Origin of the sequence: Rhodanobacter sp. MP1X3 (assembly GCF_014207165.1) — a bacterium.
GTDB lineage: Bacteria > Pseudomonadota > Gammaproteobacteria > Xanthomonadales > Rhodanobacteraceae > Rhodanobacter.
In genome coordinates this window covers 135352-153954 of sequence record NZ_JACHCO010000006.1, presented here as the reverse complement: position 1 = coordinate 153954, position 18603 = coordinate 135352, and the positions used below count along the sequence as shown (strand labels likewise).

Annotated in this window: 17 protein-coding genes; 8 read left to right on the top strand and 9 right to left on the bottom strand. The window is 58.5% G+C overall.

What is annotated here, in order from left to right; all coding sequences use genetic code 11:
* The first annotated feature begins 50 nt into the window (after nucleotides 1-50).
* Complete coding sequence (locus HDE79_RS16210) at nucleotides 51-1331, top strand: carbohydrate porin (RefSeq protein ID WP_184603342.1); 1281 nt, start codon at nucleotides 51-53, stop codon at nucleotides 1329-1331.
* Nucleotides 1332-1595: 264 nt separating this feature from the next.
* Here HDE79_RS16210 and HDE79_RS16205 read toward each other — a convergent pair whose 3' ends face one another.
* On the bottom strand, nucleotides 1596-2375 hold the full coding sequence (locus HDE79_RS16205) for an alpha/beta hydrolase (protein ID WP_184603340.1): 780 nt from the start codon (nucleotides 2373-2375) through the stop codon (nucleotides 1596-1598).
* A 57-nt stretch (nucleotides 2376-2432) separates the two neighbouring features.
* Between HDE79_RS16205 and HDE79_RS16200 the strand changes: the two genes are divergently transcribed.
* Nucleotides 2433-3431 carry an AraC family transcriptional regulator gene (locus HDE79_RS16200; protein ID WP_184603338.1) on the top strand — a complete coding sequence of 333 codons (999 nt, stop codon included), beginning with the start codon at nucleotides 2433-2435 and terminating at the stop codon, nucleotides 3429-3431.
* Nucleotides 3432-3786: 355 nt separating this feature from the next.
* Here HDE79_RS16200 and HDE79_RS16195 read toward each other — a convergent pair whose 3' ends face one another.
* Nucleotides 3787-4431: a TetR/AcrR family transcriptional regulator gene (locus HDE79_RS16195; RefSeq protein WP_184603336.1), complete on the bottom strand. Its 645-nt coding sequence runs from the start codon at nucleotides 4429-4431 to the stop codon at nucleotides 3787-3789.
* Nucleotides 4432-4509: 78 nt separating this feature from the next.
* On the opposite strand from HDE79_RS16195, the gene HDE79_RS16190 reads away from it, so the two are divergent.
* The 3 genes from HDE79_RS16190 to HDE79_RS16180 all read left to right on the top strand — a co-directional run bounded on the left by HDE79_RS16190 (nucleotide 4510) and on the right by HDE79_RS16180 (nucleotide 7228).
* Complete coding sequence (locus HDE79_RS16190; protein WP_184603334.1) at nucleotides 4510-5739, top strand: MFS transporter; 1230 nt, start codon at nucleotides 4510-4512, stop codon at nucleotides 5737-5739.
* A 185-nt stretch (nucleotides 5740-5924) separates the two neighbouring features.
* Nucleotides 5925-6287: a PadR family transcriptional regulator gene (locus tag HDE79_RS16185; protein ID WP_184603332.1), complete on the top strand. Its 363-nt coding sequence runs from the start codon at nucleotides 5925-5927 to the stop codon at nucleotides 6285-6287.
* Entirely contained in the window at nucleotides 6287-7228 is a 942-nt protein-coding gene (locus tag HDE79_RS16180; protein WP_184603330.1) for a sensor domain-containing protein, read from the top strand. The genes HDE79_RS16185 and HDE79_RS16180 overlap by 1 nt, the downstream gene beginning before the upstream one ends.
* A gap of 33 nt (nucleotides 7229-7261) precedes the next feature.
* Here HDE79_RS16180 and HDE79_RS16175 read toward each other — a convergent pair whose 3' ends face one another.
* From HDE79_RS16175 to HDE79_RS16160, 4 genes are all read right to left on the bottom strand, one after another.
* Complete coding sequence (locus HDE79_RS16175) at nucleotides 7262-8758, bottom strand: DUF1800 domain-containing protein (protein ID WP_255488478.1); 1497 nt, start codon at nucleotides 8756-8758, stop codon at nucleotides 7262-7264.
* A gap of 141 nt (nucleotides 8759-8899) precedes the next feature.
* On the bottom strand, nucleotides 8900-10102 hold the full coding sequence (locus tag HDE79_RS16170; protein WP_184603326.1) for a DUF1501 domain-containing protein: 1203 nt from the start codon (nucleotides 10100-10102) through the stop codon (nucleotides 8900-8902).
* 68 nt (nucleotides 10103-10170) lie between these two features.
* Nucleotides 10171-11739 (bottom strand): DUF1800 domain-containing protein, encoded by a 1569-nt coding sequence (locus HDE79_RS16165; RefSeq protein WP_184603324.1) that lies wholly within the window; start codon nucleotides 11737-11739, stop codon nucleotides 10171-10173.
* 215 nt (nucleotides 11740-11954) lie between these two features.
* On the bottom strand, nucleotides 11955-12242 hold the full coding sequence (locus HDE79_RS16160; RefSeq protein WP_184603322.1) for a hypothetical protein: 288 nt from the start codon (nucleotides 12240-12242) through the stop codon (nucleotides 11955-11957).
* 136 nt (nucleotides 12243-12378) lie between these two features.
* Here HDE79_RS16160 and HDE79_RS16155 point away from each other — a divergent pair, with 136 nt between their 5' ends.
* Complete coding sequence (locus HDE79_RS16155; protein WP_184603321.1) at nucleotides 12379-12987, top strand: class I SAM-dependent methyltransferase; 609 nt, start codon at nucleotides 12379-12381, stop codon at nucleotides 12985-12987.
* Nucleotides 12988-12992: 5 nt separating this feature from the next.
* Here the strand turns inward: HDE79_RS16155 and nth are convergent, their stop codons facing one another.
* Nucleotides 12993-13628, bottom strand: coding sequence for an endonuclease III (gene nth / locus HDE79_RS16150; protein WP_184603319.1), 636 nt, complete (start codon nucleotides 13626-13628; stop codon nucleotides 12993-12995).
* A 10-nt stretch (nucleotides 13629-13638) separates the two neighbouring features.
* On the bottom strand, nucleotides 13639-14367 hold the full coding sequence (locus HDE79_RS16145) for an RnfABCDGE type electron transport complex subunit B (RefSeq protein WP_184603317.1): 729 nt from the start codon (nucleotides 14365-14367) through the stop codon (nucleotides 13639-13641).
* Between HDE79_RS16145 and HDE79_RS16140 the strand changes: the two genes are divergently transcribed.
* Nucleotides 14366-15061, top strand: a complete 696-nt coding sequence (locus HDE79_RS16140) for an NAD(P)-binding domain-containing protein (protein ID WP_184603315.1) — start codon at nucleotides 14366-14368, stop codon at nucleotides 15059-15061. The two genes, HDE79_RS16145 and HDE79_RS16140, sit on opposite strands and share 2 nt — an antisense overlap.
* A gap of 64 nt (nucleotides 15062-15125) precedes the next feature.
* On the opposite strand, the gene metG is transcribed toward HDE79_RS16140, so the two are convergent.
* On the bottom strand, nucleotides 15126-17246 hold the full coding sequence (metG, locus tag HDE79_RS16135) for a methionine--tRNA ligase (RefSeq protein ID WP_184603313.1): 2121 nt from the start codon (nucleotides 17244-17246) through the stop codon (nucleotides 15126-15128).
* Nucleotides 17247-17447: 201 nt separating this feature from the next.
* Here metG and HDE79_RS16130 point away from each other — a divergent pair, with 201 nt between their 5' ends.
* Nucleotides 17448-18587, top strand: a complete 1140-nt coding sequence (locus tag HDE79_RS16130; protein WP_221440216.1) for an MFS transporter — start codon at nucleotides 17448-17450, stop codon at nucleotides 18585-18587.
* The last annotated feature ends 16 nt before the right edge of the window (nucleotides 18588-18603 follow it).

The following is an 18603-nucleotide window of genomic DNA, read 5'->3' as shown; positions in this document are numbered from 1 at the left end:
TGAATCGATGCGCAACAATTATTGTTGCGACAATTGTTGTGTCTGTGAGCATGAGTGACGTCATCGCCGACGAAGTCCAGTACTTTGTGCCGCAATTGCTCGGCGCGCAGTACACGTTCATCACGCAGATCCAAAACAGCTTGCACTCTCCCTACGAGGGTCCTCTCAGCCTGAATCCGCGAGGAGACCATGCACGTTCCCACACATTCGGAGCCTATTTCGGGCTACCCGTGACTTCGCGCCTTTCTGCTTATTTGGATATAGAAATGTTCCGTGGTGAAGCTGTCAGCCACAGCACTGGACTGGCCGGTTTGACCAACGGCGATGTAATCCGTGGTGGCGGTGGCACGCTCGGGCGTGGTGCTTACGTCGCGCGCGCCTTCCTTACGTACGACATCCCACTGGGCGACAAAACCACGAAAGTCAAACGGAAGATGGATCAACTGCCGGGCGATCAGGCTGACGATCGCCTGAGCTTCAAGTTGGGGCTCATGGCTGTGAACGACGACTTCGACCAAAGCCGATATGGCAATTCGACGCGAACCCAGTTCATGAACTGGAGCTTGTTTAACAGTCCAGCTTGGGATTTCGCCGCTGACACGCGAGGCTACACAGTCGGCGGGCTCGTGACTTATGTTACCGGCCCCTGGACTTGGCGTTACGGCGTATATCAGATGCCTACGCAGGCCAACGGGCCAAATCTGGAAGGTCCCATCGGCCGGGCAAATGGCCAGAACGCGCAAGTGACTTGGCAGCACGATCCCCAAAGCAGCAGCGTGTGGCTGCTCGTATTTCAAAACAAGGCACGGATGGGCATCTATGACGATGCTTTGCTTCGAGCTGAAGAAACGGGCAGTGTTCCAAACATTCGCGCCGATGACCAAAACGGTCGGTATAAATATGGAGCGGCGGCGGGCGTTGATGTTCCACTCGCTGACGAGGGGGACACGGGTTTGTTCGGACGTGTCGCGTGGAACGACGGGAAGACGGAGTCATTCGCCTTCACCGAAGCGGACCGCAGCGCCAGCATTGGCGCGCAGCTCGCCGGAACAGAGTGGGAACGTCCAAAGGATCGAATCGCCATTGCGTTTGCAGTGAACGGGCTTTCGCCGGAACACCGAAACTACCTGGCAGCAGGCGGATCAGGCTTCACGTTAGGGGACGGTCGGTTGAACTACGCCACCGAGCAGATCGGGGAGGCGTACTACGATCTTGCCGTCACGTCGTTTGCGTTCGTAACGGCGGATATCCAGCTTGTTCACAACCCTGGCTACAATCGGGACCGCGGACCAGCCCGGGTTGTGGGATTACGTGTCCACTTGGAGTACTGATCGATGAAGGTGACCGAATGGATCATCTGACGTCGGTTCGCTATTTCGACACTACTGAAAAGTAGAGATACGGTCACTTCAGCCGAGCCTGGACAGGGCCGGCTCAAGTAAGTCGTTCGTACTCCCCAAGAGATACGCGATTTTGACCAAAGTTGAATCTTTTGAAATGACCGACGACCTCAGAACAGAGAATGGCCGTCCGCTGCTCAAAACGGAAATATGCCAAATCACGCCAGAGTCTGTTTTAGATGGAATGTGGAGTATTTACTGTTTCGCGTTGGTCTGTGCCCAAGCGAGCGCTTTGCTGGCAACTTCTTCCCAACCCGACTCGGCGATCAACCAATGGCTACGATTCGGAAATTCCATGATGTCCGTGCGACTGGGGGCACGGCTGTGCTTGCTATACATGGCTCGCACCATTGATGGTGTGCTGGTGCGATCCTTCTCAGCCGTGATCAGCAGGAGTGGTGGTCGCTTAGGGTTATTGAAATGGACGGCATTACCGATACCCAGTGCTGCCTGAAAATAGATGCGCCCTGGCGCCGGGACGATCTGCTTGTCATAGGTCCGACGCTGCTCGTCCCTTGCCAAGGTATTGGCGAAAGTATTCGCGAAGCTGTCGAATGACATCGTCAGGATGCGGCTCCAGCCGCGCCACGCCAGCAAAACAGGCAACGCCGCCTTGATCGCCGTGAAGCTAGGCAACACACCACGCGGTGGGCCGGCATCGATCGCCACACCCACAGCACCCAATCCTCGATCGAGCAGCATTTGCACGATCAGTCCACCGAACGAATGGCCCATCAGGATCGGCGGTTCGGGCAGGGTACGGATCTGCTGCTCGAAGTAATCGACCAGATCGCGAATGGTGATATCGGCTAGGCGCGGATCCGGTTGTTGACGAAGATATTCGACCGGTTGGTCAAGGTATGGCCATGCTGGCACCACCACGCGATAACCTTGCTCTTCATACAGACACCGGAAATGGGTCCAGCTCGCGGTGGTCACCCACGCGCCGTGGATCAGCATAATGGTCTTTGACATTGCAGCCCCTCCGTGCAAACGATGTGTCCATCCTAGGGGTTGGACGGACGCTGACGCATGACGAAGAAGCCGGAATTTTATGCTCAAACACCGGTTGGACAGGACGATCAGGCAAACGATCCGTTTGCGTTCAAACGCGATGCCTTATCCGACGTACTTGAATTGATGCGCGTGCGTGGCAACACGGTGTTTACATGCGCAGCTTCGGCACCTTTCGGCATCCGTTATCCATCCGGAAAGCATCGACTGCACATCGTGCGTAGCGGAAGTATCGCGATTGCTGCAGAGGGCATCGAACAGACCTACCGGGCGTCCCAAGGTGACTTGGTCCTGTTCACGCATGGCCACGGCCACGTGATCTCGGATCAGCCTGGCCGTAAGGCAGACGGTCTCTATGATCTGGCGAAGCGGGACTACGATGAAACGCGGCTGGCGCTTGGCAGCGGGGAGACGGTCTGGCTATGTGGTGACTTTGGCTTCGACGGCATGCTGTCGCGGCGCCTGCTGTCGATACTTCCGCCGGTGATTATTCTGAAGGGACTGCGAGACCGTCCGTTTGAATGGCTGGAGCTAAGTTGCCACTTTATTCTCGACGAAGCACTCAATCCTCGCGCCGGCGCAGCGGCGATGATCTCCAGACTGCTTGACGTGATCTTCGTGCAATTGCTACGCACTTGGGCGGCCGGTGGCGAGGTAGGATACGGCTGGCTTTCTGGCGCGATCGATTCACGTATAAGCGGCGCCATCGTTGCCATGCATGCTGAACCTGGCCATGCCTGGAGTGTCACCGAGCTGGCCGAGCTTACCCATCTGTCCCGCTCGGCTTTCGCCGAGCGTTTCCAGCGAGTTGTCGGTCAGACGCCGCTGGCCTATTTGACGGGGTGGCGGATGGCTCGCGCGGCCGAATTGATGCGCTATGGTCGAGCGTCGATTTCGGACATTGGAGCCCGCGTCGGCTATACATCACAAGCTGCGTTCAGTCGTGCGTTCAAGAGCCAGCACGGCATGTCACCCATGCAATGGCGTCAATCAGACGCGGATGACAACGTTAATTGATCGGAAGCTAAAGTACATGATCGGTAGATTCGAGTCCACGCGAATACGATGACAGCTCGACAAGCTTGCAATGACCGCCATCGCAGCAGACATCAAGTTTGCAACGACGTGTTTCGAAGTTGGCTGCGGATTCCGGCGATGTTGAACAGCGATTCCGGTCAGCGATGAATTTGCCGCTGGTATTGAACAATGAGTGGCGACATACAGCGTTGCCTCACGATGGAATTGCCAGCGAGCTGGAGTGGGCCGTTTTCACCCAGGCGGACATATGGGTCCTTTCGTTGACGGATGCCTCAGTTAGCTGTTCCGGCAGAGCTTGTGATCGCGAGACAAGTTTAGGCAACGGTGCACGCTGTTAAACGGCGTCGATGTAACTAAGAAACATGCGCGTCAACTCGCGCACCAACGATTCGTTGTCGTTAGGAATAAGGTGTTGCCAATTCTCCATGTTGTCGTCGCTGAGAAACAGCTCGACCAGTGTTCCTGTGAGCATGACGAAGGCCAGAAGCAGAGCTGTCTTGGGATCCGGGTGACGGACGTGGTTTCGATGCGTCATCAGCATCTCTACGACATGTTCCAAGTTGCGGGTTTCCAGCGCCGCCGCCTTACGCTTGAATGCCCGGTGATCGCTACCCTGCACAAACTGCCGCAATGCAGTGAGTAGCGTTGCGTGACGCCGATAGCCCACCAACGTGGTGCGGACCAACTCTTCGACCAGCGCTGCCAGCGTGCTCTTGCTTGCGATCTCCAGCGTGAACGTTCGCTGCAGGTGCTCGGTCTGATCTTCAATAATCCTTATGATGACTCTTTCCATCAGCGCATTCTTGTCAGGGAAGCGACGGTAAACCGCACCCGGCGTCAGCCCCGCAAGCTCGGCAACACGAGGGATGGTTGCTCCCTCCAGACCCAACCGCCCGAGCAGATCCACCGTCGCCTTCATCAACTTTTTTTCAGATTCGCGGCTGCGTGCCTGGCGGGGTGCCAAGGATGGCGTGGTCATCGGTGATTCCTTGTTGACCTCGATAGTAGACATCAGCTATATGTAAATGTAAATTTACATATACATTAAGGAGAATTCATGGACGTCGAACAGATTGCACATGCCGACACCTCGGTAACCAATGGGCATCCTTTACGAAATGCCGCTTATCGCCGATGGCTTATCGGTAGCGGGATTTCACTCCTGGGCGACCAGTTCTATCTCGTGGCACTGCCTTGGCTGGTGCTTGAAAAGCTCGGGTCCGCCACGATGCTGGGGGCACTCATGATGGCCGGGGCGATCCCTCGGGCAGCCCTCCTTCTCATCGGTGGCGTTGTCACCGACAGGGTCTCGGCGCGATGGATCATGGTCGTAACTGCCATGACACGGGCACTTTGCGTCACGGTTACCGGGGTTCTTGTTGCACATGGCGATCTGGGTGTCGTAGCGCTGTATCTGCTGGTGGTGATCTTTGGCATAGCCGACGCGTTCGCCATGCCTGCGCAGTCTGCATTCCTCCCATCGATTCTGCAGAGCGAACAACTGGTAGCCGGCTCTGGCCTGAGCCAGGGTGTCGCTCAACTCACCGCCATCGTTGGTCCCCTATGCGCAGGCATCGTGATCGCGAAGCTTGGCGTTACTCTCGCCTTTTACATTGATGCCGTGAGCTTCCTCTTTGTGATCGGAGCCTTGCTGCGACTCCCTGATCCACCACGGTCGCCCTCTCATGCAAACGTTATAAAGGCCATGAGCGATGGCATCGCGTATGTGATGCGCGACTTACCCTTACGGGCGATGGTGTTGATGGCCATGATGGTGAACCTGTGCGTGACGGGTCCATTGGCGGTTGGCATTGCGGACATCGCAAAGTTCCACCTCGGATCGTCGTCTTCCTATGGCATCCTGGTTTCTACAGCTGCTGCGGGTGGCCTTGCCGGGGCGATACTCGCAGGGGTGTGGCGAGTTAAGCGGCGTGGAATATTGATTCTTGGCGGCAGCGTTCTGTTGGGTATGTGCCTTGCTACCATCGGCATCGTACCCGCTAACATCTACTCTCTGTCAGCCGTGCTTGCTTTGATTGGATGTGTGGCTGGCTGCATCAACATTCACATCGGCGCCTGGGTCATGCAGCGCATCGACGTTAGCGTGCGTGGCCTGGTCTCTAGCGTACTCATTTTAATTTCGTTGGGAGCAATGCCCGTATCGATGGGTCTTGCGGGTTTTGCCGTTGCGCAGAATACATCCGCGATGTTTCTCCTGGCGGGGATTGCTCTTTTATGCATCACGGCGGTAACCGCAAAAGGCCCGTCGATAAGGCAAATCGCCTAGCATCACGTAACCGGCAGACTGTTCATTCAAACCAGCACCTGCAGATGCGGCTCTCGGGTCGAAATCCCATAGTCAGCTACGCCTGCCCACACAACGATTCGCATAAGCATGACTTCAGGCCCATGTACTAGTACTAAGTAAGTACTACTGTTTACTCACGACTATGTAGCCGTGCAGGTAAGCCTGTGGAAGACACCGCCAGCCAGTTGAAGAAATTCCAGAAGGAGCTTTCCAGCGGAACTGTCTCGTTGGTGTTGCTGGCTGTGCTTAGCCAGTCGCGCCAGCCGATGTACGGCTACCAGATCGCCAAACGACTGGAGGAAACCGGTGAGGGCGTGCTGGCCGGCAAACAGAGCGCGTTGTACCCGGTGCTGCGCAATCTGGAATTGGCCAGCCTGCTGTCGAGCGAGGTCGAGCCGTCGGTTAGCGGGCCACCACGCCGTTATTACCGCATCACCAAATCAGGGCGAGACACGCTGCGCGAATGGATAGCAGCGTGGAACGCCACCCGCGATTCCGTCGATAACGTTTTGCAAGGAGGGGTGTGATGAAACCATCGTCGCCAACGACGCCACGCACGATCGTCGAATATCTCAATCAGCTTCGTGCCGCGCTGCGCGGTGCCGACCCCGCCTTGATCCAGGATGCGCTCTACGATGCCGAGGAGCATCTGCGCGCTGAGCTGGCGGATCATCCCGGTCGCGATGAGGCCGCCATGCTGGAACAGGTGGTTGGCAGCTATGGCGCGCCGGATGAAGTGGCCGAGATCTATCGCGATCAGGAAATAAAAATCCAGCGTGCAATTCGACCACCGCCCGCGCCACAGCGGCGCTCGCTGGCTGGGCGTTTCTTCGGTGTCGCAGCTGATGGTCGTACCTACGGTGCACTGTTTTACATGCTGCTGTCGCTGGCCACCGGCATCTTCTATTTCACCTGGGCGGTAACCGGCGTGTCGATGTCGGCCGGTCTCTCGGTACTGATCATCGGTATTCCCTTCGTTGTGCTTTTTTTCGGCAGCGTGCGTGGGTTGTCGTTGCTGGAAGGGCGCATCGTCGAAACCATGCTGGGCGTGCGCATGCCACGGCGACCGGCGTATACCGCGCAGCCGGGGCAGCCGTTGTTCAAGCGCATCGGCTCGATGTTCACTGACGCGCGGACCTGGACTACGCTGCTATACATGTTTTTGATGTTGCCGCTGGGTATTGTTTATTTCACCCTTTCGGTGACCCTGCTGAGCGTGTCGATCGCCTTCGTCTTAGTGCCGTTGGCGCTGCCGTTCCAGTATCTCTGGGGGGACAGCGTTTTCATCGGCAACCGAGTGACTGTCGACTGGGGCTTTGGCCAGCACGTACCCGGCTGGAGCGAAGCGATCGTCATATGCGTGATCGGCATCGCCTTGCTATTCATCACGCTGCACCTGGTGCGCGGGCTCGGCAAGTTGCACGGACAGATCGCCAAACACCTGCTGGTGCAGAGTTCCTTCGACTGAGCTGATCGCCTCGTCCGAGGCGATCAGGGCGAATCAGCGGTAGTTCAAATCCGGCGATGCCAGCAGAAAGCTGTTCCACTCCTGTTGTGATGTGGCCTTGGCGAGCGCGTCGTGTGTGGCTGGAGACAGGTAGGGCTCGATGGTGTCGTAGTAGAGGCGCGTGGTCAGCATCGGAAAGCCGCCGCTGCGTGTGGTGCTGCCGACGGGAGTGAATAGTTGATTGTTGCCGTTGCCGATCGCACGGGCGATGTCGAAACGTTTGGCCATCTGGCCGGAGCTCGACCAACTGGCACCATCAAGTGGCCAGCCATCGGGCGTGATGCGGCCGAATAGTGGTTCGTCCAGCTGGTTGAGCCAGTTGACGAGCGGCAACGCGTTGGCGACAGGCTTGCCATCGAAGGCCAGCCGCACTGACGACACGACGAAGCGCATCGGGTCGTCGAACTTCGGATTGTCGAATTTCTGATGATTGCCGGCTAGCCATTCCCGTGATTCGATCATCGTGCGCATCACCTTGGCGATGTCACCGCCGCTGCGCTGAAAGGTATGCGCCATCTTCTTCACCAGCGCCGGTGGCGGGTTGTCGGCCACGAAATATTGGGCCAGCTGGCGCGAGATGAATTCGGCGCAGGCCGGTTGCTGCACGATGATGTCGACTGCCTGATTGACCTCGTCAAAGCCGCTGCCCTTGATCGTGTGGCCGAGGAAAACCTTGTCGCTGAAATCGTGGCGCTGTGGATTGAACTCGAACAAGCCATTGCGCACAACCAGCGGTGCGAACTGCGGATTGAATTTCTCCGGCTTACCGTTGATCGGCGCAATGCCGACGCCGGAAAGGATCAGCGCTAGTTGTTGCACGTCTTGCTGCGAATAGCCTGAGCCCACGCCCAATGTATGCAGCTCCATCAGCTCGCGCGCGTAGTTCTCGTTGACGTGTCCTTTGGCATTTTGATTATTGTCCAGAAATTCCAGCATGGCCGGACTTTCCAGCGTGGCCATCACCAGATCACGGAATTTGCCCAGCGCGTGTGGACGAATCGCGTTCTGCATATAGTCGCCCAGCTCCCAGCGGACACGGCCCTTCGGCGCGTAGACGCTGAAGTGATTCAGCCAGAACCACACCAGCTGCTCTTTCAGTTGATTCGGGCCGTACACCGCTTGCAGCATTTCGGCCTGCTCGGCCTGCTGTTGCAGCTGGTTGACCAAGTCTTGCAGGTCTTTTTTCGCGGCCACCTGATCGGGGCCATCCGGTATCATCTTGATGTGCTGCTGCGCCGCGTCCAGTTCCATCAGCAGCTGTTGTGGCGACTTGGCAATCGCCTGATAACCGTCGATCAGCGACACGATGGCCGGCGGCAGCGGATCGTTGATGCGATCGGCGAGCTGCGCATCCAGCAGCCCGCCGCGGCCCAGTTCGCGGTAACGCGTCACGCTGGCAGTGTCGAGTCCGAACCCATCGCGGCGCAGCCAGCTGATGTCATCGGGTTTCAGCGGAGCGCTGCTGCGCGCGTTGGCCAATAGCGGTGTCATCAACAGCAGGGCGCAGGCGAAGAGATGCAGGCCGCGCAGGAGGTGACTCTTCGAAACAGTAAATTGAACAGGGCGCATGCGAGGCGTTTCCTTGAAATCCACTAAGGTCGAGCGAGCAACATATGTTGCCCCATCATGCGCTCAGACTAGCTGCAGATCGCGCGGCTTTGCCTGAGGAAATACCGCTTGCATGCGATTACCTTGCAGCCCCCAGACGCGACCCAGCAGACCGGCCAGCACGTCACGATAGTTGTTCAGCACTTGGTAGTCGCGATTCTGCAGCAAGTTCTGCTGGTTCACCGCGATTTGTTCGCCGGCGATGCGGCCACCTTTGACCTTGCCGCCGAGCACCCAGTGCACGGTACCGTGGCCGTGGTCGGTGCCCTTGTCGCCGTTCTCGCGGAAGGTACGGCCGAATTCAGACACGACTACCACCGTGGTGTTGTTCCACTCGTCGCCCAGGGCGTCAGCATAGGCGGCCAGACCCTCGCCGAGATTCTTCAGATTGTTGGCGAGTCCGCCGGTGACGCTGCCTTGATTGACGTGGGTATCCCAACCGCCAACATCGACGAAGCCAAGCCGGTATTGATCACGCATCAAGGTGGCGATACGTCGTGTCTCGTTGGCGAAATTGCTCGCGTTGGGTGCGCCGCGGCTGGCTTTGGCCATTTCATCTTGCAGATCTCTCGACACTGTCTTGCGTAGCTCCAGGCCATCGGCTGTGGCAGATGCCAGCGGCGTGCCGCGATACATGTCGGTGAGAATCGCCGACTGCCGCGCGTCGAATGACGAGTTGGTATTGCCACGTAGCGAGATATTCGGCACGTCCTTGTCCGAGCCCTGCAGGCTCAGCGGCAGATCGTTGGTAAAGGCGATGGTGGGTACGCTGTGCAGCTGACCGGACAGACGCGCGAGAAAGCCGGAACGATAGTTGCCGGTCGCTCCCATGGCCTGACCGCGTTCGATGTTGTCCTGTGTCTCGAAATGGCTGCGCGACAAATCATCGGTGCCGGCAAACGGCACGAAAGCAATCTGCTTGCGTTGCCACAGCGGGTAAATCGAATCGCGCAACACGGGATTGAGGCCCCAGTTCGAGTCCAGCGCAATGGCGCTGTTGGGGTTGTTGGCGTCGGGGCGGGCGATTGCCAGGGTCGGGCGTGACTCGTAGTAGAAATCGCTGCTGTAAGGCACCAGCAGATTGTTGCAGTCGTAGCCGCCGCGCAGAAAAACGAATAGAAAGCGCTGCGAGCTGACTGGCGCGGCAAACAGCTTGCCGGAAAAAGACAGCGTCGGGATGGCCACGGCAGCACTGGCGGCGGCAAGCAGGAATTCGCGACGGTTCATAGACACCTCAACGGAGTTGGTCTTTGCTGATGAAAGCAGAGCTATTGATGTGATTCATTGGATGTGAGTCATCGATAGTTAAAGTCCGGCGACGACAGCAGAAACGTATTCCATTCTGCCGGTGAGGCCGCCTTGCTCAGCGCGGTACGAGCAGCCGATGACAAGTCAGGTTCGATGGTCTGCTGGTAGATGGCATTGTTCATCGTCGGCGGATCGACGTGCAGCGGCGGCCCGTCGCCGCTGGCAAACAACCTGTTTTTGCCGCTACCAATCATGCGCGCCACATCAAAGCGTTTGGCCATCTGGCCGGAGCTCGACCAGCTGCTGCCGTCCAGCGGCCAGCCATCGGGTGTGATGCGGCCGAATACCGGCTCGCCCATCTGGTTGAGCCAGTTTACTAGCGGCTGCGCATTGGTAATCCGCTGACCATCGTAGGCAAATCGCATCGCAGAAACCAGGAACTGAGTCGGGTCCTTGAACTTTTTCGGCTCGTTCGAATAACTTACGCTGGCAGTGAGTTCGTTGGATAGAAACATCGTGCGCAGCACGGAGGCGATATCGCCATCGGTGCGGCGGAAAGTCTTTGCCATCGCATTGACCAGGGTTGCTGGCGGCTTGTCAGCGACGAAGTACTGCGCGATCTGCTGCGAGACGAACGTGGCGCAAGCGGGTTGTTGCACGATCAGGTCGACTGCCTGCGCGATTTCGTCAGCGCCGCTGCCCTTGATGCTATGGCCAAGAAAAATCTTGTCGCTGAAATCGTGTTTGTTGGGATTGAAGACGAACAGACCGTTGCGAACCATGCCGGGCGGCTGGTGGTGAAAGAATCCTCCGTCCATGCCATTCCCTTTGTCGGGTGCCAATCCTGCACCAGTGAGGATCAGCGCCAGCTGCTGCACGTCCTGCTGCGAGTAGCCCGAGCCGACGCCCAGTGTGTGCAGTTCCATCAGTTCGCGTGCGTAATTTTCGTTGGTCTTGCCTTTGACGTTTTTCGCGTTGTCGAGAAACTGCAGCATGGCCGGGCTTTCCAGGGTGGCCAGCAGCAGGTCGCGGAACTTGCCTAGCGCGTGCGGGCGAATCACATTTTCCTCGTAATCCGCCGCGCCTACGTGCACGCCCCCCTTGGCCGCATACACGCTGAAATGGTTGAGCCAGAACCATACCATTTGTTCCTTCAACTGGTCGGTTCCATAAATGGCACGCAACAATTCGGTCTGCTGCGCCTCCATGGCCAACTCACGGCCATGCACGCGTAATGCTTTTTTTGCCGCGATCTTGGCGTCACCGTCGGGCATCGCCTGAATGCTTTGCCGGCTGTCGCGGAACTGCGTGGCCAGCTCGGTGAGCGGCGTATTGATGGCCTCGTAGCTCTTGATCATCGCGGCGATATCGGGCGGCAGCGTGTCGCCCGCATGGTCAGCGAGTTGCTCATCGAGAAACCGTACGCGGCCAAGCTTTCGATAATCTGACAATTCGGCGGAGTCGATGCCAAACCCTACCCGCTGCAGCCAGGCGATATCGTCACGGCTAAGTGGCTTATCGGCTGCGAGCGCGGGTGTTGCAGCCAAAGCGCAAGTTACAGCGATGATCAGTGCGGGCGCCGATTTTTGCAGTTGAATGACAGTTTTTGCGAGCATTGCTGGATTCCCACGCGCCGTTCGGGAAGCCGCCCGGTGGCGACTTGTCCAGTATCAACGTGTCGGTGTCGCGATAGGCTGACGCGGGAATCAATCATGGGGGCGGCGCGTTGGGTTTGATTCACCTAACGCCTTAGCGCGTGTCATCCGTGGAAACTAACTGCGAAATAATGCGGTTTCTTGCCGTGAGAACTTGCGCGCAGGTCGGCTGCGTGTCAGAACTCGTCGACGAACTCGATACCGGCTTCCAATTCGTAGGCAACCGCTTCCGCGCTGCCGCGTACGGTATCGGCGACCTGATCGTTCGGCGTATCCACTTCGATGCAATAGATCTGACCTTCGCTGTCGCTTACCGACTCGCTGGAGCTGGAGTCGTCGCGCATCATCGGCATCAGGTCATCGACTTCTTCAATGTGTTCGACGTTGTTGATGCCGTGCAGTGCGGCAATGATCGAGTCAGCGTCGGCACGATTGCCGATCAGACGAAAACGGACCATGGGCATGACAAACTCCTCAAGTACTATTCAGCGCCGATACTCCCAAGCAAGGCGCATACGCGAGGTGACGCCCGTCGCTATTCGCTAGTATGGGGATCGAATCAAACCTTGCTATTTGCCCTTCATTATTCAAGAGCTGGCTATGCCGAAGACCTATGACCGCGATTATTTCGACAAGTGGTATCGCGATCCGAAACACGCAGTGGGCTCACCGGCCGAATTGAAGCGCAAGGTCGCGATGGTGGTCGCACATGCTGAGTACTACCTTGGGCGAACGCTGCGCAACGTGCTTGATGTCGGTTGTGGCGAAGGGACTTGGCGCGCGCCGCTACGGGCATTGCGGCCCGGCATTGCATATCGCGGGCTCGATGCCAGCGAGTATGCCGTTGCCCGATACGGCCGTAGCCGCAATATCGGCCTCGCGCGCTTCGGCCAGCTTGAGCAGTTACGTTTCGATATGCGCTTCGATCTGATCGTCTGCACCGACGTGTTGCATTATCTGAAGCCGGCGGAAATCCGGGCAGGTCTCCATGGCATCAGCGAGATGCTCGAAGGCATCGCTTTTCTGGAAGTGTTTACCAATCGCGACGATGTGGCTGGCGATCATCATGGCTTCGTCTCACGCGCACCGGCATGGTACCTGCGTCAGTTCGGCGAAGCGGGCCTCTTGGCGTGCGGCTCGCATTGCTATCTGGGACCGCGACTGGAACGCCATATCGCGGCGCTGGAACGGGCGCAACTGCCGGCTTGATGCCATCAAGCGGTAGTCTTGTCCTTGTAACGACACAGATCCCGAATCACGCACTGCGGACAGTCCGGCTTGCGCGCCTTGCACACATAGCGGCCATGCAGGATCAGCCAGTGGTGAGCGTCCATCTTGAACTCGTCAGGAATCACCTTGACCAGCTTGTCCTCGACGGCGCGCACGTCCTTGCCGGGGGCCAGTCCGGTGCGGTTGGAGACGCGGAAGATATGCGTATCGACCGCCATGGTCGGTTCGCCGAAGGCCGTGTTGAGCACAACATTGGCCGTCTTGCGGCCGACGCCGGGCAGCGCTTCCAATGCCTCACGGTTGTGTGGCACTTCGCCATCATGGTGTTCGATCAACAGCCTGCAGAGCGCGATAACGTTTTTGGCTTTCGCATTGAACAGGCCGATGCTGCTGATGTATCGCTTGAGGCCGTTTTCGCCTAAATCAAGAATCGCCTGCGGCGTGTTGGCCACCGGGTAAAGTTTTTTCGTGGCCTTGTTGACGCCCACATCGGTTGCCTGCGCCGACAGCACCACGGCGACCAGCAGTTCGAATGGCGTGGTGTATACAAGTTCGGTGGTTGGATGTGGATTGAGTTCGCGCAGGCGCGTGAACAGCTCGATGACGTCGGCACGCTTCATGATGGGAATTTCACGATTTGGGTGTCTGCTGTTTGGCCTTGGCGCGGGCGAGCGCTTCCAGCACGGGATTGCGTTGCACGGCATTCTCGGCCACTGCAGCCTTATGCGCAGCAAGTTCGGCATCACGCTGCAGACGCTGATGCTCCAACCGAGCCTCACGCCGGTTGAAGTGTTCGCGTGCCGCATCGGCATGGGGGGTATCGATCTGTGCCGCTGGCATCGGCAGCAGCACGATGCAGTCGACAGGGCAGGCCGGTACGCACAGCTCGCAGCCGGTGCAGTCGTCGGCAATCACGGTATGCATCAGCTTCGACGCGCCCACGATCGCATCGACCGGGCAGACCTGGATGCACTTGGTGCAGCCAATGCAGTCGGCTTCGACGATGCGCGCCAGCGTACGCGGCTTTTCAACACCATGATCGTGGTTAAGCGGTAACACCGGTCGATTCAACAGTGCCGCGAGCTTTTCGATACCGATGGACCCGCCGGGAGGGCACTGATTGATTGGCGCTTCGCCACGCGCTATCGCCTCGGCATACGGCCGGCAGCCGTGATACCCGCATTGCTCGCACTGTGTCTGCGGCAAGATCGCGTCGATGCGGCCGGCGAGCGGACTGGGAGAGGGATCGATTTTCACTGTCGCATTGTAGCGACGTGTGGTCTGCTTCGATGCCGGTTGAATTGCACAGCGATCGCCGCATGTATTGCATAGACCCTTCGCAATACGAGGAATGATCATGAAAATAGGCATTATTGGTGCGGGACAAATCGGCGGAACGCTGGCTCGTCGTTTTACCGAGCTGGGTCATCAGGTATTTATCGCCAACTCCCGCGGGCCCCAGTCGCTGGCAGACGTGATAGCAAAGACCGGTGCCACCGCCGTGACTGCGCACGAAGCAGCGCGTGCGGGCGACGTTGTAGTGGTGACCATTCAGCAAGCCAGAATCCCGGAATTGCCGAAGGATCTTTTCGCAGGCGTACCTGACGACGTCGTGGTGATAGATACCGGTAATTACTATCCGCGGGAACGCGATGGCCGTATCGAGGGTATCGAGGGTGGATTGCTGGAAAGTCGCTGGGTAGAGCGGCAGCTTGGTCGCCCGGTGATCAAGGCGTTCAACAATATTTATGCGAAGAGTTTGGGTGAAAAAGGTTCGCCGGCTGGCACGCCTGGACGAGTCGCTCTGCCCGTCGCTGGCGACCAAGCCGCTGGCAAGGCCACCGTGCTGAAGCTGGTTGAGCAATTGGGTTTTGATGCCATCGATGCAGGTGGGCTCGACGAGTCGTGGCACCAGCAGCCCGGCACTCCCGTCTACTGCAAGGATTACGACGCCAATGGTGTCCACAAGGCATTGTCGGAAGCCAGTCGGCAGCGCACGGCACAGTGGACAGGTACCGAGAAAAGCCCGGGTACGTTTGCTGCCCCAGCCTGATTTCGTACGGGCTCTAAAAACCCGGCGGCTTCCGAAGCTGCCGGGTTTTCAGGTCAATAGGCGATCAGCGAACGGTAGCACCCGGCGCCGCACCCTGATCGGCATCAAGCAGAAACAGATTGCTGCCACCATCACCTGCCGAAAGAATCATCCCCTCGGACAGGCCGAAGCGCATCTTGCGCGGGGCGAGGTTGGCGATGAACACCACGTTGCGGCCGACGAGCTTTTCCGGTTCGGCGTAGGCGGCACGAATGCCGGAGAAGATCTGCCGTGTCCCCAGCGTGCCGGCGTCCAGTTCGAAGCGCAGCAGCTTGTCTGACCCGTCCACGAATTCGCAGGCGGTGACCTTGCCGATGCGCAGATCGAGTTTGGCGAAGTCGTCGATGGAGATGGTCGACGTCGCAGCGGCGGTATCGCCGGTGGCTGGCTTGCTATCGCTCATGGGCTTGCTGGATTCCTTGGGCTTTTTGACGGACGCTGCCTTTACTGGCGCGAAGACAGGTTCGCTGGATGTGCCTAGCGACTCCTTTGATGCCTCGACCATCGCCTCGACGTGCTTGGGATCAATGCGGCCGAGCAACGATTCGAACGGCTGGATGGTCTGGCCAAAAAGAGTACGTCGCGCATCGTCGAAACTGCTGATAGGCGCGGCGAGGAACTGTTCAGCGGCAGCCACCGTGGCGGGCAGCATCGGTTTGAGCAAACCGGCAAGCAAACGGAAGCCGTTGAGTGCCAGCGTGCAGACCTGTTGCAGTTCATCGCGGCGGCTATCGTCTTTCGCCATCAGCCATGGTGCCTTGGCGGCGATGTAGCCATTGACGAGATCAGCGATGGTTATAAAACGGCGCGTCACTTCGGCAAATTCGCCGGTTTCGTAAAGCTGGTCGATGCCGTCGTAATGCGCCAGCATTGTCTGCCACAGCGTGGACTCCTCAGCGCCGAAATGATCGGCCAGCCGGCCATCGAAGAATTTCTGGACGAAGCCCGCAGTGCGGCTGGCGATGTTGACCCATTTGCCGATCAAGTGCGAATTGACGCGCTCCTCGAACGCTTTCAGGTCGAGATCAACGTCGACCGGCGCATCGCTGAGCATGGTCGCGAAGTAGTAGCGCAGAAATTCCGGATGCAGGCCGGCGTCGAGATAAGTGCGCGCCTTGATGAAGGTGCCGCGCGACTTTGACATTTTCGCGCCGTTGACGGACAGATACCCGTTGACGTGCAGCGCGGTGGGTGTGCGCAACTGCGCGCCGTGCAGCATCGCTGGCCAGAACAGGCCGTGGAAATTGATGATGTCCTTGCCGATGAAGTGGTGCATCTCGGCAGTGCTGTCGGGCGAGAGGAAATCGTCGAACTTCAGCCCGGTCTGGTCGCACAGCGCCTTGAAACTGGCGAGATAACCGACTGGCGCGTCCAGCCATACGTAAAAGAACTTGCCCGGCGCATCGGGTATCGGAAAGCCGAAATAGGGCGCGTCGCGCGAGATGTCCCAGTCCTTCAGGCCGCCATCCAGCCATTCCATCAACTTGGCCACCACGCCACTATTGGCTACCGGCTTGCCGGCAGTGAACTTGCCGCCGAACCAGTCGCGCAGCAGTGGCTCGAACTTGCTCAGCTCGAAGAAGTAATGTTCCGAATCGCGCAGCACTGGCGTGGCACCGGACATGACTGAGTACGGATTGATCAGGTCGGTGGGCGCGTAGGTGGCGCCACAGTTTTCACAGTTGTCGCCGTACTGGTCGGGCGTGCCGCAGTTGGGGCAGACGCCCTTGATGTAACGGTCCGGCAGGAACATGTCCTTTTCCGGATCGAACAGTTGCTGGATGGTGCGATTGGCAATGAAGCCGCCCGCGCGCAGCCGAGTGTAGATCAGCGAAGCCAGCTCGCGATTCTCTTCCGAGTGAGTCGTGTGGTAGTGGTCGAAGCTGAAATGGAAGTCCGAAAAATCCGCTTCATGGCCCGCACGAATCTCGGCGATGAACACCTCTGGCGACACGCCGGCTTTCTCGGCGGCCAGCATGATCGGCGTGCCGTGTGCATCGTCCGCCGCCACGAAATGCACTTCATTGCCCATCATCCGCTGCGCGCGCACCCAGATGTCGGTCTGGATATAGCCCAGCATGTGGCCCAGGTGCAGCGGGCCGTTGGCGTAGGGCAGGGCATGGGTAACAAGCAGGCGACGGGACATGGCGGCTTTGATGATGGCGATTCGATAGCGGGATAGCCCTGAATTATGGCATGCAGGTGCTACTCCTGCTGCAGGCGGCGCGTGTGAGTGAAGAGCGATGCGCGCCCGAATAAATGGACAGTAGTTGCAATGCACGTTTATGCATGTTTATATACGTTTACGCATATTGATGCGAAAACATTGGAGATAAAAGTGCTGAAGATGGAAGGCCGTACGACCCTGCAAAAGGCGACGCGGGCGACGCGGATGATCTTTCTGATGTCGGGATTGGCCATGGCCAGCTGGGCGCCGATGGTGCCGTACGCGAAGGCACGACTGAATCTGGATGATGCGAGTCTGGGTCTAGTGCTGCTGGCCTTCGGCGGCGGCTCGATGTTGTCCATGCCAGTGATTGGCTGGCTCGCCAGTCGCTATGGCAATGACAAGGTGATTGGCATCGCCGGTGCCTTGATGTGTCTGGCGCTGCCGGCGCTGGCTCTGGTCCAGACGATCGCGATGCTTGCCATCGGCCTGTTTTATTTTGGAGCGATGCTCGGTGCGGTGGACGTTGCCATGAATGCGCATGCGGTTGAGGTGGAGCGGCTGGAGGGGCGTGCGGTAATGTCCGGCTTCCACGGGCTTTTCAGTCTGGGTGGTCTGGCAGGTGCGGCGGGGATGAGCGTGATGCTAGCCAGCGGTTTACCTTTATTTGCCTGTGCGCTGTCGGTATCGGCCGTGCTCGCGCTGATCGTCATCAGCCAGCAGACAAGTCTGTTGCGCACGGCAAACCATGCGGTCAGACAATCGTTCGCCTTTCGGATGCCGCGTGGATTGCTGCTGCTGGTGGGGGCGCTTTGCTTCGTCAGCTTTCTTGCGGAGGGATCGATGCTGGACTGGAGTGCGTTGCTGCTGCGAGATTTTCGCGGCTACAGCGCGGCCTCTGCCGGCATTGGTTATGCCTGTTTTTCAGTGGCGATGGCGGTGGGCCGGCTCACCGGGGATCGCCTGATTGCGTGGCTGGGCCCGGTTTGGACGGTACGTGCCGGCGCCATGCTCGCTGCTGCCGGGTTCCTGATGTCGGCGTTGATGCCGTGGCACGCGACCGCTTTGCTTGGTTTTGTGCTGGTGGGTTTGGGCGCGGCCAATGTGGTGCCAGTGATGTTCAGCGCGGCCGGTCGTTTGCCGGATGTGGCGCCGGCGGTGTCGATTGCGGTAGTCACCGCCTTGGGTTACGCCGGTCTGCTGCTGGGTCCTGCGTTGATCGGATTTGTCGCCCATGCCACCAGCCTGCCTGTCGCGCTGGCCGCCGTGGCGGTGTTGCTGATGCTGGTTGCGGCATCCGCCCCCGTCGTGCGTCGTTGACCGCCAATTATCCTGT

Coding starts and splice junctions, on each gene's coding strand:
- HDE79_RS16200 (WP_184603338.1), top strand. CDS start 2,433: ATGACGAAGAAGCCGGAATTTTATGCTCAAACACCGGTTGGACAGGAC.
- HDE79_RS16175 (WP_255488478.1), bottom strand. CDS start 8,758: ATGACACCGCTATTGGCCAACGCGCGCAGCAGCGCTCCGCTGAAACCC.
- HDE79_RS16140 (WP_184603315.1), top strand. CDS start 14,366: ATGAAAATAGGCATTATTGGTGCGGGACAAATCGGCGGAACGCTGGCT.
- HDE79_RS16170 (WP_184603326.1), bottom strand. CDS start 10,102: ATGAACCGTCGCGAATTCCTGCTTGCCGCCGCCAGTGCTGCCGTGGCC.
- HDE79_RS16130 (WP_221440216.1), top strand. CDS start 17,448: ATGGAAGGCCGTACGACCCTGCAAAAGGCGACGCGGGCGACGCGGATG.
- HDE79_RS16145 (WP_184603317.1), bottom strand. CDS start 14,367: ATGATCATTCCTCGTATTGCGAAGGGTCTATGCAATACATGCGGCGAT.
- HDE79_RS16210 (WP_184603342.1), top strand. CDS start 51: ATGAGTGACGTCATCGCCGACGAAGTCCAGTACTTTGTGCCGCAATTG.
- HDE79_RS16190 (WP_184603334.1), top strand. CDS start 4,510: ATGGACGTCGAACAGATTGCACATGCCGACACCTCGGTAACCAATGGG.
- metG (WP_184603313.1), bottom strand. CDS start 17,246: ATGTCCCGTCGCCTGCTTGTTACCCATGCCCTGCCCTACGCCAACGGC.
- HDE79_RS16205 (WP_184603340.1), bottom strand. CDS start 2,375: ATGTCAAAGACCATTATGCTGATCCACGGCGCGTGGGTGACCACCGCG.
- nth (WP_184603319.1), bottom strand. CDS start 13,628: ATGAAGCGTGCCGACGTCATCGAGCTGTTCACGCGCCTGCGCGAACTC.
- HDE79_RS16155 (WP_184603321.1), top strand. CDS start 12,379: ATGCCGAAGACCTATGACCGCGATTATTTCGACAAGTGGTATCGCGAT.
- HDE79_RS16195 (WP_184603336.1), bottom strand. CDS start 4,431: ATGACCACGCCATCCTTGGCACCCCGCCAGGCACGCAGCCGCGAATCT.
- HDE79_RS16160 (WP_184603322.1), bottom strand. CDS start 12,242: ATGCCCATGGTCCGTTTTCGTCTGATCGGCAATCGTGCCGACGCTGAC.
- HDE79_RS16180 (WP_184603330.1), top strand. CDS start 6,287: ATGAAACCATCGTCGCCAACGACGCCACGCACGATCGTCGAATATCTC.
- HDE79_RS16165 (WP_184603324.1), bottom strand. CDS start 11,739: ATGCTCGCAAAAACTGTCATTCAACTGCAAAAATCGGCGCCCGCACTG.